Genomic DNA, 15,130 nt, shown 5'->3' with positions numbered 1-15,130 from the left:
ATCGATGGATCGACATAATGGGGCGATGAAGATCGAACTTGTCCTGGGTTCCGGTGCGGCGAGGGGGATCGCCCACGTGGGGGTGCTCCGTGAGCTCGAGGCGCGCGGCCATGAGGTCGTGAGGCTCCACGGGACGTCGATGGGGGCCCTCGTCGGGGGCGCCTACGCGTGCGGGACCCTGGACCGGTTCGAGGAGATCGCCCGCTCGACCGGACTGCGGCGGGCCCTGTGGCATCTCGATGCGGCGTTCGACGGCAGCGGCGTCGTGGCGGGACGTCGCGTACGTCGACTCCTGCGCGTGCTGTACGGAGACCGACGCATCGAGGAGCTGCCGCTCCCCTTCTCCGCGACCACCGTCGACCTCACGGGATGGGAGGAGGTGGTGCTGACCGAGGGGCCCCTCGCCGCCGCGGTGCACGCGTCGATCGCGATCCCCGGGCTGTTCGCGCCGGTTCGTTCCCGGCGCAGGGTACTGGTCGACGGCAGCCTGACCACGCCGCTGCCGATCCCGACAGAGCGGGACCCTGCGGCGGATCTCCTGCTCAGCGTGAGCGCTCTGGGAGCTCCGGAGGAGGCGGCGCGGCTGGGACGACGCCCTCCTCGCTTCATGCCCGGGATCCTGACCACCACCTTCGACATCCTGCTGCACAGCGTTGAACGGGCGGCGATCGCCAACAGGCCCGAGGGCGTCCACATCGACCTGCCCGCGAACATCACGAACAACATGGCCTTCCATCGCAGCGGAGACGTGATCGACGCGGGGCGCCGCGTCGCCGCCGCAGCCCTCGACCGCGAGGGGCTCTGAGAGCCGAGAGCCTCAGACCCCCTGGACCTGCGGGTGCCCGGCGACCTGGAGGTCGCCGGCGACCCGACCCTTGGACAGCTTCGTCATGATGGCGGCGATCGCGCCGTCACCCGTGACGTTGGTGGCCGTGCCGAACGAGTCGATCGCGATGTAGGCCGCGATCATGAGGCCGACGGCCGCTTCGCTGAAGCCGAGCAGCGAGGCGAGCACCCCGGCGGCGGCCATGATCGCGCCGCCCGGGACACCCGGGGCGGCGATCATCACCACGCCGAGCATGAGCACGAACCCGACCAGGGCGCCCACATGCAGCGGCATGCCGGTGACGATCATGATCGCGACGGCGAAGGTGGTGATCTTCAGCGTCGATCCGGAGAGGTGGATCGTGGCGCACAGCGGAACCACGAAGTCGGCGATCGCATCCGGGATCCCGTTGCGCTTGGCGCACTCGGCGGTCACCGGGATGGTCGCGGCGGACGAGCTCGTGCCCAGTGCCGTCATGTAGGCCGGGAGCATGGTCCACAGCATCCTCAGCGGATTTCGGCCCATCGCCCAACCGGCCACGCCGTACTGCGCCAGGAGCACCACCACGGTCATGGCGAACACCAGCAGGATCACGGTGAGGAAGGTGCCGATCACGGTCCAGATCTGGCCGTTCATGGTCAGGCCCAGGAACATGCCGAAGATGTAGAGCGGCAGCAGCGGGATGATGATCGCCTCGATGATGCGCACGATGATGGTGCGCAGCTGCTCGAAGGATTCCTGGAGCGCTCCCCGCTTCACCAGGGTCAGGCCGATGCCCAGGCAGAACGAGAGGATCAGCGCGGTCATCACGTCGAACACCGGCGGGATCTCGATCTCGAAGTACGCCGCGATCGCCGAGTCCTCCGGATTGTCGAGCGAGTCGATGCTCGCCCCGCTCAGCATGCGCGGCAGCAGGAGCATCGACAGCGCCAGCGCGAACAGGCCGCACAGCACCGTGGAGAGATAGGCGAACCCGGCGGTCGCCGCCAGCATCTTCCCGGCGCCGTGGCCGAGCTCGCCGATCGCCGGCGTCACCAGCCCCACGATGATCAAGGGGATCAGGAAGCCGAGGAAGCCCGAGAACACACCGTTGAAGGTGGTGAAGACGCGGGCGATCGCCTCGGGCATCACCAGTCCCAGCACGATGCCCAGCACGATGGCGAGCAGGATGCGGGGCAGCAGACCGAATCGACGACGGCGGGCCGTACGTCCGGGCGGAGCCTCCGGAGACGCGGGAGAAGCAGCGGTGGTGACCGCGGGGGCGGCGGAAGCAGCGGGGGTGGGCTGCTCACCGTCCGAGGAGGGGACGACGTTATCCATGGGACTTCCGGTTCATGTCTGGGGTGGGGACCGGGACAGCGTAGACGTGCGCGGGCTCGGCCTGCGACGGCATCCCGCGTCGGCCGCCCCAGCGTCGGAACGGGGCGGCGTCGGGGCTGGGCTGGGGCGGCGTCGGGGCTGGGCTGGGGCGGCGTCGGGGCTGGGCTGGGGCGGGGCCAGCACCCCAAGGAGACCATCACCTCTCCTCCCCACTCGAAGTTATCCACAAATATCCTGGAATACCCCGAACACCCTTGCCGAACTCGAACAAGCATTCTATGATGGACGACACGCAGGAACGCATGTTCGATGCATTGTGGCATCCTTCCAGGTCTGCCAATCTGGCATTCCGGCGCGTTTCATAGCATTCGACGAGGAAGGAGATGCGGTGGCTCTCGACGCTCCAGGAGTACCGCTCCCCCTCGCCACGGAAGCGCGCGAGCCCGCGCAGCCGAGCACTACGAGCACCACGGGCACCACGAGCACCACGAGCACCACGAGCACGTGCAACTCGCCGCGCATGTCGGACCCCTCTCGGCGAGCGCCTCGTCGGCAGGTTCAGGCGCGGGTCCCGCTGACTCATGACTCGCTGGCCGCACGGGGGAAGCTCGAGGCAGGCTCCCCCGATGCGGCAGCGGCTGGCCGCCTGCTGGAGATGCAGCGCGCCACTTCACGAGCCCGCGCCACCCTGCTCTCCCAGGCCGCGGTGTTCTGGGTCGATCGCGACGACCCCGACCAGGCCGACGATCGCGCCGAAGCGGATCTCGCCGTCGCGATCGCACTGCGCACCACGACATCCCGGGCGACCCGCCTGCTGAACGATGCCCATCTCGCTGTCGATCTCCTTCCGGAGACATTCGCCCTTCTCGCCCACGGGGATATGCCCTCGGAATGGTTCGACAAAGTCCTTCGAGGCGCACGAGATCTCACGGTGACCCAGCGGGCCGAATTCGACGAGATCGTGGCCTCGTGGGATATCGCGTCCATTCCCGCCGATCGCTTCAGCGACGAATTACGACTGCTGCGGTCGTGGTACGACGCAGAGGGTGCCCGGACCCGTGCCGAGGACCTGCGCGACGTCGTCCTGGAGAGATCTCCCTGTGACGACGGCACCGCCACGCTGCGCATCACCGGCCCGGTGCCGGAGATCCACGCGATCGCCCAGCGTCTCGACGCGGCGGCCCGGGCAATCCAGGCGCAGCAGCGTCACGCCGTGGAGCACGACCCCGGACGGACCCCGGAGGGCGGGGCACCGATCCCGTTCGATCTCGACGGGGCGGTCGCGCGTGACGGATCCGCGATGAGCCTGGCGGAGCTGCGCTACGCGATCATCACCCGCACCGCTCTCGGCACCGACGGCGTGGAGGTCCCGCGTCCCGCGCACCGGATCAACGTGGTCGTTCCGGTCCTGACCCTGATGGGCCTGTCCGATGCACCTGCCACCTACGACGGAGTCGTCCCCCTCCCCGCCGACATGGCACGCAGCCTTGCGGCCGCCGAGCCCATCTGGCATCGCGTGCTCACCGATCCGACCAGCGGCGAGTTCCTGCCTCTCCCGGCCGATCGGTACCGGCCCACCGCGGAGATGGTCGAACATCTGCGACTACGGGACCCTGTCTGCGCGGTCCCGAGCTGCACCAGATCGACCAGCAGCGACGCCGAGAACGACCACATCGAGGAATTCGACCATGTGCATCCCGAGCGGGGCGGGCCGACCAGCATCGCGAACCTCCACCGGCTGCACTGGGGACATCACGACGACAAGACCCGTCGGCGGATCGACCCGGAGCGCACATCCGACGGCTCCACGACGTGGTCGATCGGCACATCTCCGCGCGTACGGATCAGCGTCTCCCCACGGCGGGACCTGATCTCGCCGATCGTGGCGAGAGCACTCGTCGACTCGTGGGACCGCTACCAATGGACCCTCGAACTGGATGCCCTCGAGCGAACAGGATTCGCCGACCGGTTCCTGCGCGAGGGTGGGCCCGAGGATCCGTTCCTGGATGACGAGGCCCCTCCGCCACTGGAGTTCGAGGAGTACGGAGACCCGCCCTTCTGAGCGCCCCGCATCGCGCTGAACTGCTCCCACTCCACCTCTTGTGACCCAGACCATCTGACACTAGGCTCGCGCGAGTGCCTACGTACTGGTCGATCGCCTCGGCATCCTTCCGCCAGTACTCGACCTATCGGATGGCGACCGCCGCCGGGGTCTTCACCAACACGATCTTCGGCTTCATCCGCGCCTCGATCCTGTTCGCCGCGATCACGACAGCGGGTGGCGAGCTCAGCGGCTACACGATCGCGCAGGCCGCGACGTACGTGTGGCTCGGGCAGGCACTGCTGGCCCCCATCGAAGCCTTCGGGACCCGCGAGGTCTCCCAGCGCGTCCACCAGGGCGAGGTCGCCGTGGATCTGCTGCGACCCGCCTCGTTCCTCGGCCTCTACTACGCGCAGAAGCTCGGTCGTTCGGCCTTCCTGCTGCTGGGCCGGGGCATCCCGCCGCTGGTGATCGGCGCGCTCGTGACGGGCCTCGCCCTGCCGGAGGATCCGCTCTCCTACCTGCTGGGTGCGTTCTCCCTGCTGGCGGCCATCACGCTCGCCTTCCTCGCCGACATGATGGTGAACCTCGCGGCCTTCTGGTTGATCGAGACCCGCGGTCTGACCGTCGTGTACACCGCGGTGATGAACCTGCTCTCGGGATTCCTCATCCCGATCCTCTGGTTCCCCGACTGGCTGCTGGGCATCGCCCGGGCCACGCCGTTCCCCTCGATGATCCAGACCCCGATCGATACCCTGTCCGGCCGGATCACGCCTCTCGAGGCGCTCCCCCTCCTCGGGGTGCAGGCAGGATGGGTGCTGGTTCTCGCCGTCGCCGCACACCTGATGCTCCGTCTCGGCGTGCGCAGCATGGAGGTGCAGGGTGGCTGAGAACTCCCGTCCTCGCTCGTCGGCCCCCTCGGACCCGTCGACCCCGTCGCGCCGGTCGGACCCGTCGGACCGTCCCGTCTCCACCGCCCGCATGGTCTGGACGCTGTACGCCTCGCGGATCCGTTCGCAGGCCTCGTTCCGCACGAGCTTCGTCTCCGACTCTCTGGGCCAGGTGCTCATCGTCGGCACCGAGTTCCTCGAGCTGTGGGTGATCCTCTCCCAGGTCAGCACGCTGGGCGGGATGACCCTGCCGCAGGTCGCCGTGGTCTACGGCCTGGGAGCCCTCGCCTTCGGGATCGGGGACATGCTCTTCGGAGAGATCGACGGACTCTCCTCGTACATCAAGTCCGGCAGGCTCGAGACCCTGCTGATCCGCCCTGTCCCCCTGCTCCTGCAGATCTCCAGCCTGGACCTGTCGCTGCGACGCATCGGCCGCATCGTGGTGGGGCTGGCGATGTATGTGACGGCGCTCGGGATCGCCGGGTTCCAGCCCACCCCGATGCTCCTGATGCTGGCGGTGCTGGCACCGCTCGCCGGCGCGGTCCTGTTCGGAGCGCTGTTCACGATGGCCGGCGCCCTCCAGTTCTGGCTCGTGGACGGCCGGGAGTTCGCCAATGCCTTCACCTATGGCGGCAACTACGTCGCCACCACCCCTGGCGCGGTGTTCGCCCTGCCCATGCGGGCCTTCTTCACCTTCGTCATCCCGGCGACGCTGATCGCCTACGCCCCCACCCTGGTGCTGCTGGACCTTCCCGGCCCCGCCCTGATCCCCTCGTGGGCCGGCTGGTTGGGACTCCCTGCCGCCGTCCTCGTCTGGATCGTGGCCGGGCTGCTCTGGCGCTCCGGGGTCCGCAGATACACAGGAGCCGGCGGATGAACACGCCCCAGCAGATCACTCCCGACCAGCACGCTCCCGAGCCTTCCGAGCCTCTCGAGCCCGCCCTCGAGCTCTCCGGGCTGCGCCGTGACTACGTGGTGCGGGCCCCCGTGCCGGGCTCGCGCCGACGCCGTCGCCAGGTGGTGCGTGCGGTCGACGACATCAGCCTCAGCATCCGTCCCGGTGAAGCGGTCGGCTTCGTCGGCGCGAACGGGGCGGGGAAGTCCACCACGATCAAGATGATGACCGGGATCCTCACGCCGACGGGCGGTTCGCTGCGGGTCCTCGGCCGCGAGCCGGTCGCCGAGCGCAAGCAGCTGGCCCGCGAGATCGGCGTCGTCTTCGGGCAGCGCTCCCAGCTGTGGTGGGACCTCCCGCTGCGCGACAGCTACACGATCCTCGGGGCGATGCACCGCCTCACCGACCGGCAGCGCGATGCCCGGCTGGAGCGGCTCGTGGACGGTCTCGATCTGGGCGCCTTCCTGGGCAGGCCGGTGCGCCAGCTGTCGCTGGGGCAGCGCATGCGCGGCGAGGTCGCCGCCGCGCTGCTGCACTCCCCACAGCTGGTGGTGCTCGATGAGCCGACGATCGGTCTGGACATGGTCTCGAAGGAGGGGCTGCGGCGCTTCCTGCGCGAGGATCGCGCCGAGCGCGGCACCACGCTGTTCCTCACCACGCACGACATGAACGACGTGGAGCGCCTGTGCGATCGGATCGTGGTCGTGAACTCCGGCACCGTCGCCTACGACGGGCCGCTGGACTCCTTCCGGGCGCATCTCGGCGCGCCGCGCGAGCTGGTCGTCGACCTCGCCGAGCCCGCCGCAGCTCTCTCCCTGCCCGGTTCCGCGGAGACCGCTGCGGTCGAGGCCGACGGGATCCGTCACCGGATCCGCTTCTCCGGCGCGGAGCTCACCGTGCCCGCCCTGCTCTCGGCCATCGGTGCGCAGGTCGAGGTGCGCGACCTGTCCCTGACCGAACCCGCCATCGAGGACCTGGTGCGGGAGATCTACGGGCGCAGCGGGCTCGCCTGAGCCTCCTGCCGTCAGATGCGAGATGATGAGGGCATGGATGAGCGCAGCGACAGCACGGTGAAGCAGGGGCAGTACAAGGTCCGCGGAGGCAAGCTGGTCTCCATCGACGTGACGGAGCAGGACGATCTGATCGAGACCGCCCATGTCTTCGGGGACTTCTTCCTCGAACCGGACGACGCGCTCGAGGACCTCAACGCCGCCCTGATCGGGATGCCGACTTCCTCCACCGCGAAGGAGCTGGCCGCATCGATCACGGCACGGCTGGAGGCGCGACCGGATCCCGTGCAGATGATCGGCTTCGACGCCGACGCCGTCGCGATCGCGACGCGCCGGGCTCTGGGCCACGCCACCAGCTGGGAGGATCTCACCTTCGACGTCGTCGGACCGGTCGTGCTCCCCCCGGTCATGCATGTGGCCCTGGACGAGGTGCTGCCGAACGAGGTGATCGCTGGGCGGCGCAACCCCCATTTCCGGATCTGGGACTGGGACACCCCGCTCGTGGTGATCGGCTCCTACCAGTCGCTGCGCAACGAGATCGACGCCGAGGGCGCGGCGAAGCACGGCATCGGGGTGGTGCGGCGCATCACCGGCGGCGGCGCGATGTTCATGGAGCAGGGCAACTGCATCACCTACTCGCTCGTGGTGCCGACATCGCTCGTGGAGGGCCTCAGCTTCGAGCAGGCCTATGCCTATCTCGACGACTGGGTGATGGGCGCGCTCGCCGAGATCGGGATCAAGGCGCGCTATGTGCCGCTGAACGACATCGCCTCGGAGCAGGGCAAGATCGGCGGCGCCGCCCAGCGCCGCTTCGCCGGCGGGGTGCTGCTGCACCACGTGACCATGAGCTACGACATCGACGCCGACAAGATGAGCGAGGTGCTGCGCGTGGGCAAGGAGAAGCTCTCGGACAAGGGCACCCGCAGCGCGAACAAGCGCGTGGATCCGATGCGCTCCCAGACGGGACTGGCCCGGGAGCAGATCATCGACGGGTTCCTGGACTTCTTCCGCGCGCGCTACGACACCGTCGACTCCGACTACACCGACGACGAGCTCGCGACGGCCCGCACTCTGGTCGAGACGAAGTTCGGGACCGAGGAGTGGACCGCGCGCGTGCCGTGAGGCGCGAACACCCGCGAAGGTTCCACGCAGGACTCAGGAAGGACTCTCGACGCTCAGACCAGCCCGAGCTCCTCGTGGCGGCCGCGATAGACGCCGGTCCGCAGCTCGACGGCATACGCCTCGGTCTCGGCCGGGGGCATGTCCAGGTCGCGGGTCGCGGCGATCTCGGCCTCGACGTCATAGGGCACCCGCACGAACTGCACCCCGAACGGGGCCGCGGCGCCGCCCCGCGGCCCATCGGTCGCTGATCCGCCGCCCGCGACAGCGCCTGCAGCGCCGTCAGCACCGACAGAACCCTCGAGGATCACATAGGACGGCATCGAATCATCGAGCTGATTGCCGACGCTCCCGGCGTTCACGAGCAGCCCGTCGGTCCCGGACCGCAGGTAGGGCTCGTGGATGTCCCCGTAGACCACGACGTCGGCCCGGGGAACATCCCCGGTGAACGGCGTGGGCTCGAACATCATCGCGAACTGCTCCTCGCTGTGATCGCGGTGCACACGGGTGAACTCGTCGATCGGGGAGGCATGCAGCAGGCGCACCCGTCGGCCGGAGAGCTCCAGGTCCACGCTGCCGGGGACGGCGAACAGCCACTGCTTGTCCTCCTCGGTCAGCTCCGCGCGCCACCAGGCGTGCGCCTCGCCGCGGATCTCTCCGTCGCCGACGATGAACACCTCCCAGTTGCCCCGCACCGTCGCCTCGCAGCGCTCCCGGGTCAGCGCCGTGCAGGCGGAACCACGAGGCCCCTTGCCCACCACGTCGCCGAGGTTGATCACCCGGGTGATGCCGCGCGCGGCGATATCGGCGAGCACCGCCTCGTAGGCGGTGAGGTTGCCATGCACGTCGGAGACCAGCGCGATCCGTTCCAGAGCCATGCCCCCACCGTACGTGCGCACCGGGCGCGGGTACGCGAGGGCGCTCACACTGCCGACGCCTGCGTTGCACTGGTGCGCAGACCTGGAACAATGGCCCCATGACCGATACTGCATCGCGCCCCGACACCGGCACCTCCATCCCCGATCGCCCCTCGCTCGAGGGACTCGAGGACAAGTGGGACGGCGTATGGAGCGAGCAGCAGCTCTACGCGTTCGACCCCGGCACCACTCGCGACCAGGTCTTCAGCGTCGACACCCCGCCGCCGACGGCCTCCGGCTCGTTGCACGTGGGCCACGTGTTCGGCTATTCGCAGGCGGACATGATCGTGCGCTACCAGCGCATGCGCGGCAAGAACGTGTTCTACCCGCTGGGCTGGGACGACAACGGACTGCCCACCGAGCGCCGGGTGCAGAACTACTTCGGCGTGCGCTGCGACCCCTCGCTGCCCTATGACGCCGACTTCACGCCCCCGCAGGAGGGCGGCGACAACAAGTCGTCCAAGGCCGCGAACCAGCTGCCCGTCTCGCGCCGCAACTTCATCGAGCTGTGCGAGCGCCTCACCGAGATCGACGAGAAGTCCTTCGAGGAGGTCTTCCGCACCCTCGGCCTCTCGGTGGACTGGAACCACAGCTACCAGACCATCAACGCCCACTCGCGGGCCACCTCGCAGCGCGCCTTCCTCGAGAACCTCGAGGCCGACCAGGCCTACCAGTCCGAGGCCCCCACCATGTGGGACGTCACCTACCGCACCGCGGTGGCGCAGGCCGAGCAGGAGGACCGCGACCGCGACGGCGCCTATCACCGCCTCGGGTTCACGAGGACCGACGGCTCCGGCTCGACGGTCGTCATCGCGACCACCCGCCCTGAGCTGCTCCCCGCGTGCGTGGCCCTCGTGGCGCACCCGGACGACGAGCGCTACCAGGACCTGTTCGGCAGCACCGTCACCTCTCCCCTGTTCGGGGTCGAGGTGCCCGTGCTCGCGCACTCCCTCGCCCAGCCCGACAAGGGCGCCGGCATCGCGATGATCTGCACCTTCGGTGATGCGAACGACGTCACCTGGTGGCGCGAGCTCGAGCTTCCCACCCGCTCCGTGATCGGCCGCGACGGCCGCTTCCTGCCCGAGGCGCCGTGGATCTCCACGCCCGAGGGCCAGGCCCTCTACTCCGAGCTGGCCGGTCTGACCGTGTTCAGCGCGCAGAAGCGCGTGGTGGAGATGGCGACCGAGTCCGGGGACCTCACCAGCGAGATCGAGAAGATCTCCCACCCGGTGAAGTTCTACGAGAACGGCGACAAGCCGCTGGAATACGTGACCTCCCGCCAGTGGTACCTCACCAACGGCGGCCGGGACCAGTCCGAGGGCGGCCTGCGCGACGACCTCATCGCCCGCGGCAAGGAGCTCACCTGGCACCCCGCCTACATGGAGTCCCGCTACCGCAACTGGGTCGAGGGCCTGGCCGGTGACTGGCTGATCTCCCGCCAGCGCTTCTTCGGCGTGCCCTTCCCGATCTGGTACGCGGTGGGCGCCGACGGCGAGACCGACTACGACACCGTGCTCACCCCGCCGGTGGAGTCCCTGCCCATCGATCCCACGATCGACGTGCCCGCCGGCTACGAGGAGGCCCAGCGCGGCGTGCCGGGAGGCTTCGTCGCCGATCCCGACATCCTCGACACCTGGGGCACCTCCTCGCTGACTCCGCAGCTCGCAGGCGGCTGGAACTCGGATCCCGAGCTCTTCTCCAAGGTCTACCCGATGGACCTGCGCCCCCAGGGCCACGACATCATCCGCACCTGGCTGTTCTCCACGATCGTGCGCTCCCACCTGCAGCAGGACTCGCTGCCGTGGACCCACGCCTCGATCAACGGCTGGATCCTGGATCCGGACCGCAAGAAGATGTCGAAGTCCAAGGGCAACGTGGTCACCCCCATCGGCCTGCTCGAGCAGCACGGCTCCGACGGGGTCCGCTACTGGGCCGGCCGGGCGCGTCAGGGCGTGGACACCGCCTTCGACGAGGGCCAGATGAAGATCGGCCGACGCCTCGCGATCAAGATCCTCAACGCCTCGAAGTTCGCCCTCGGCTTCGGGGACGCCCCCGCCGATCCCGCGGGCCGCCTGGCCGCGGACCCGGCCGTTGTCACCGATCCCCTGGACCGCGCCCTGCTGGCCCAGCTCGGGAAGGTCGTCGAGCAGGCCACCGTGGCCTTCGACGACATGGACTACGCCCGTGCCCTCGAGGTCGCCGAGCCCTTCTTCTGGGCGTTCTGCGATGACTACATCGAGCTGGTCAAGGAGCGCGCCCACGGCAACTCGGCCTCCGGCGAGGCCGGAGCCGCTTCTGCCCGGGCCGCGCTCGCGATCGCGCTCGAGGTGCAGCTGCGTCTGTTCGCCCCGGTGGTCGTGTTCGCGACCGAGGAGGTCTGGTCGTGGTGGCGCGGCGGCAGCGTGCACACCCAGTCCTGGCCCGTGGCCGAGCCGCTGTTCGAGGCCGCCGCCGGGCAGGACGCCTCGCTGGTGGCGTCCGTGGCCCAGGCCGCGATCTCGGTGCGCCGCATCAAGTCCGACGCGAAGGTCTCTCAGAAGACGCCGATCCTCTCCGTGAGGATCGTGGCCTCGCCGACCGTGCTCGCGCATCTCGAGGCCGCCGCGGCGGACCTCACCGCGCTCGGCCGGATCGAGTCCCTCGAGCTGGTCGCCGGTGAGACCGACGAGATCATCACCGAGGACATCGAGCTGGGCGAACCGCCCGTGAAGGCACCCCGGAACAAGGGCTGAGGCCTCAGCGCACGATCTCCCGGTGCCCGGAGTCGAGGCGGCGCGTCCAGCCGCGGGCGTCGAGATGCTCGAGCAGCGGGATGGCGATGCGCCGTGTCGTGTCGAGCGCCCGGCGAGCCTGGCTCGCGGTGAACGGCTGCGCCAGCTGGGCGAGCTCGCGCATCGCGAGCGCCGGGGCGCTCGGCAGCAGGATCACGTCGTCCGGAAGCCGGAGCAGCCGTCCCTGCCGGGCAGCGGCGGCCAGCTCGCGGGGACGGAGTCGGAGAGCCGTGAGGTCATCGGCCTCCGGGGCCCGGAATGGCGCGGTCCGCAGCCTCTCCTCGAGCTGAGCGACCGCCCGTTCGGCGTTCCCCAGCCCCGCGGCGGCCGCGGCATCGCGCACCCGGCCACCCACCTGCTCCAGCGCGGCCGCGGCCACCACGGCGTCCAGCAGTGCGGGATCAGGCAGGGAGAGGGCGTCGATCGCCGCCTTCCGCGGCAGGCCCGCCGTCAGGGCGTCCGCCCGCCGGTCGTCCTCGACGAGCTCGCGCAGCGCCGCGGTCCACCCGCTCTCGGCGGCGGTGTCGACGAGCCAGTCGCCGCGTCGCCGCACCGTCGGCGGAAGCTGCGCAGGCAGGGCGATCCCGAAGCGTGCCAGCAGATCCGCGCGGACGGCCCGACGGCGCGCGACCTCGACGGCCACGTCACCGGCAGGCGGCATGGCGGTCAGCGCTGTGCGTCGGCGTGCCCCGTCGCCGCGGCGCTCCAGCAGCGGCGGGTCGACGTCGAGCACCTGCACCCCGCCCCAGATGGAGCTCGCGCCGCTCCCCCGCAGCACCAGGCGGTCGCCGACGCCCAGGGGCAGCGACCGGCTGAGGGTGAGGCGGGCATGGTCGGGGCCGAACGGCCTGATCCGTGCCGTGACGGCGGCGGTCCCGATATGGGCCTGCAGCTCGGAGGGTGCGTCGGTGAGCTCGGCGCCGGTCAGGCGGCGCACGTCGACCGTGGTTGTGGTCTCCCAGGCACCGGGCGTGAGAAGGGCATCGCCACGGCCGATCTCCCCGGTGCCGAGGCCGCGGAGGTTCACGGCGGCGCGCGTGACCGGTCCGATGCTCGGCACCTGGCCGCCGTGGCTCTGCAGGCCGCGCACCAGGGCCTCTCCCCCGCGCTCCTGGCCGCACAGCTCCAGGGGGTCCTCGCGGGAGACCGTGCCGGCACCGAGCGTGCCGGTCACGACGGTCCCGGCGCCGGTGACGCTGAAGGAGCGGTCGATCCAGAGACGCACCCGCTCGCGCGGGGACGGGTCCCGGGCGGTCGTGACGAGGTGGTCGAGGGCCGCGCGCAGTGCCGGTATCCCCTCACCTGTGACGGCGGAGACGCCGAGCGCGGGAGCGTCGGCGAGACCGGTGCCGCGGAGCTCACGGCGGGCCTCGGCGATCACCGACCCGACCCGGTCGGGTGCGAGGTCGCTCCGGCTGACGACGAGGAGTCCCTGGTCGATGCCCAGGGCCGCGAGCGCATCGCGGTGGTCTCCGGACTGCGCGCTCCATCCCGAGTCCGCGGCGACCACGAAGCACACCAACGGCGCCGGGCCGAGGCCCGCGAGCATGTTGCCGAGGAACCGTTCATGACCGGGGACGTCGACGAAGGAGACCTCCTGACCTGAGGGCAGGGTGGTCCACGCGAAGCCGAGGTCGATGGTCAGCCCGCGGCGGCGCTCCTCGGCCAGCCGGTCCGGCTCGATGCCGGTGAGGGCGCGCACCAGGGTGGACTTGCCGTGGTCGACATGGCCGGCCGTCGCGACCACCTGCCTCATCGGCGAAGGCCCCGGGCTGAGTCGATGGCGGTGGCGAGGTGCTCGTCCTCGCTCGCAGGGATGCACCGCAGATCCAGCAGGCAGTCGCCGTCGCGCACGGTGGAGACGATCGCCGGATCGCCCTGGCGCAGCGGGGCCGCGAGATCGCTCTCGAGCGCGACCGCCCATCCGGGCAGCGGCACCTCGGCACCTCCCCCGCCCCCGACACGCCCGTCGTGCGCCACGGTGCGACCTCCCACGCGCTCCGCGAGACGATCGGTGCGCTCACGCAGCTCCTCCGGGTCCTGGCGCAGCGCACGCAGCACGGGCGGGACGGGACCGGTGAGCGTCGCCTCGAGCGCGGCCAGGGCCAGCTTGTCGGCGCGCACGGCGCGGGCCAGCGGGTGACGGGCCAGGCGGGCGATGACGTCGGCCCGACCCAGCAGGATCCCGGCCTGGGGCCCGCCGAGCAGCTTGTCGCCGCTGGCGATGACCACATCGGCGCCGTCACGCAGCGCGGCGGCGACGTCGGGCTCCTCGGGCAGCAGCGGCTCCGGGGCGAGCAGCCCGCTGCCGAGATCCACGACGAGAGGGACCCCCGCCTCGCGGCACGGGCCGGTCAGCTCGGCGACCTCGACCTCGCTGGTGAATCCGATGACGCGATAGTTGCTGGTGTGGATGCGCAGAACGCAGCCGGTCTCCGCCCCCAGCGCCCCCGTGTAGTCGGCCAGGTGGGTGCGGTTGGTGGTGCCGACCTCGTGGAGGCGGGCGCCGGTGGAGGCGATGAGGTCCGGGAGCCGGAAGCCGGCCCCGATCTCGATGAGCTCGCCGCGGCTGATGACCACCTCGCCGGTGCCGGCCAGCGCGGTGGTGGCGAGCAGGAGCGCCGCGGCGCCGTTGTTGACCACCAGGGCGTCCTCCGCCTCCGGGCAGGCGGCGAGCAGGGCCGCGCGGGCGCCGGCGCCGCGTCGCGCCCGGGTTCCCGTTCCCAGGTCGAACTCGACGTCGGTGTATCCGGCTGCGGCCTGGACGGCGCCACGCGCCGCTGCGGACAGCGGTGCCCGGCCGAGATTGGTGTGCACGATGATCCCGGTGGCGTTGAGCACCGGCCGCAGGGAGGCTGCGGACCGGCCGCCGACCGCGGAGAGGACCTCGGCGAGCACCTCCTCGGGCGGGATCTCCCCGCGTCGTGCCCGGTCCTGCGCGGCGCGGACGATGTCCCGCACCACGCGCTCGCTCAGGCTGTCGCTCGCCCGCCCGACCTGCGGTTGGGCGAGCAGGTGATCGGTGCGCGGGATGCGACGGCGCGGGTCGGCCGAGGGGTCGGATCGCTCCGGGGACTGGGACACAGGAACCTCCTCGGGCCGTGCCGTCGACCCCGCGGGGCCGACGCTCAAGTGGCGGAGGCGGACGGGAATCGAACCCGCCAGACCGAGATGCTCGGTCTCACTGGTTTTGAAGACCAGGGCGCCCACCAGGACACGGACGCCTCCGTGGGCCAAACTATCACCGTCGCGCCCGGTTCTCCGGCCTCACCAGGCGCTCCGATGCGTGACAGGGCCCGGCAGCGACCTGGGACCGTGATGTCGAGATGGGTAGGCTCTGG

At 70.5% G+C, this 15,130-nt stretch carries 11 protein-coding genes and 1 tRNA gene; 7 read left to right on the top strand and 5 right to left on the bottom strand.

The window, feature by feature from the left end; genetic code table 11:
• Positions 1-25: 25 nt before the first annotated feature.
• Positions 26-805, top strand: a complete 780-nt coding sequence (locus INT49_RS11410) for a patatin-like phospholipase family protein (protein WP_193117854.1) — start codon at positions 26-28, stop codon at positions 803-805.
• 12 nt (positions 806-817) lie between these two features.
• On the opposite strand, the gene INT49_RS11405 is transcribed toward INT49_RS11410, so the two are convergent.
• Entirely contained in the window at positions 818-2,146 is a 1,329-nt protein-coding gene (locus INT49_RS11405; protein WP_193117853.1) for a dicarboxylate/amino acid:cation symporter, read from the bottom strand.
• Positions 2,147-2,534: 388 nt separating this feature from the next.
• Here INT49_RS11405 and INT49_RS11400 point away from each other — a divergent pair, with 388 nt between their 5' ends.
• The 5 genes from INT49_RS11400 (at position 2,535) to INT49_RS11375 (ending at position 8,104) form a co-directional block, all read left to right on the top strand.
• Positions 2,535-4,208 (top strand): DUF222 domain-containing protein, encoded by a 1,674-nt coding sequence (locus INT49_RS11400; RefSeq protein WP_319021593.1) that lies wholly within the window; start codon positions 2,535-2,537, stop codon positions 4,206-4,208.
• A 74-nt stretch (positions 4,209-4,282) separates the two neighbouring features.
• The gene (locus INT49_RS11395; RefSeq protein WP_193117852.1) at positions 4,283-5,077 is read left to right on the top strand and encodes an ABC transporter permease; all 795 of its coding nucleotides are present in this window, start codon (positions 4,283-4,285) and stop codon (positions 5,075-5,077) included.
• Positions 5,070-5,954 (top strand): ABC transporter permease, encoded by an 885-nt coding sequence (locus tag INT49_RS11385; protein WP_319021592.1) that lies wholly within the window; start codon positions 5,070-5,072, stop codon positions 5,952-5,954. The genes INT49_RS11395 and INT49_RS11385 overlap by 8 nt, the downstream gene beginning before the upstream one ends.
• Complete coding sequence (locus tag INT49_RS11380; protein ID WP_193117851.1) at positions 5,951-6,985, top strand: ABC transporter ATP-binding protein; 1,035 nt, start codon at positions 5,951-5,953, stop codon at positions 6,983-6,985. Before INT49_RS11385 ends, INT49_RS11380 begins: the two co-directional genes overlap by 4 nt.
• Positions 6,986-7,018: 33 nt before the next feature.
• Positions 7,019-8,104, top strand: coding sequence for a lipoate--protein ligase family protein (locus INT49_RS11375; protein WP_226850303.1), 1,086 nt, complete (start codon positions 7,019-7,021; stop codon positions 8,102-8,104).
• 53 nt (positions 8,105-8,157) lie between these two features.
• Here INT49_RS11375 and INT49_RS11370 read toward each other — a convergent pair whose 3' ends face one another.
• Complete coding sequence (locus tag INT49_RS11370) at positions 8,158-8,979, bottom strand: metallophosphoesterase family protein (protein WP_193117849.1); 822 nt, start codon at positions 8,977-8,979, stop codon at positions 8,158-8,160.
• Between the two features lie 98 nt (positions 8,980-9,077).
• Here INT49_RS11370 and valS point away from each other — a divergent pair, with 98 nt between their 5' ends.
• A complete protein-coding gene (valS, locus tag INT49_RS11365) occupies positions 9,078-11,750 on the top strand; it encodes a valine--tRNA ligase (RefSeq protein WP_193117848.1) in 2,673 nt (890 codons plus the stop codon).
• 4 nt (positions 11,751-11,754) lie between these two features.
• Here the strand turns inward: valS and selB are convergent, their stop codons facing one another.
• The 3 genes from selB to INT49_RS11350 form a co-directional block, all read right to left on the bottom strand.
• A complete protein-coding gene (selB, locus tag INT49_RS11360; protein ID WP_193117847.1) occupies positions 11,755-13,545 on the bottom strand; it encodes a selenocysteine-specific translation elongation factor in 1,791 nt (596 codons plus the stop codon).
• Entirely contained in the window at positions 13,542-14,873 is a 1,332-nt protein-coding gene (gene selA / locus INT49_RS11355) for an L-seryl-tRNA(Sec) selenium transferase (protein ID WP_193117846.1), read from the bottom strand. The genes selB and selA overlap by 4 nt, the downstream gene beginning before the upstream one ends.
• A gap of 49 nt (positions 14,874-14,922) precedes the next feature.
• A tRNA-Sec gene (locus tag INT49_RS11350) sits at positions 14,923-15,017 on the bottom strand.
• Positions 15,018-15,130 lie beyond the last annotated feature (113 nt).

Origin of the sequence: Brachybacterium tyrofermentans (assembly GCF_014897585.1) — a bacterium.
Taxonomy (GTDB): domain Bacteria; phylum Actinomycetota; class Actinomycetes; order Actinomycetales; family Dermabacteraceae; genus Brachybacterium; species Brachybacterium tyrofermentans.
Note: the sequence above shows the minus strand (reverse complement) of the source record. Positions and strands in the feature narration are given on the sequence as shown.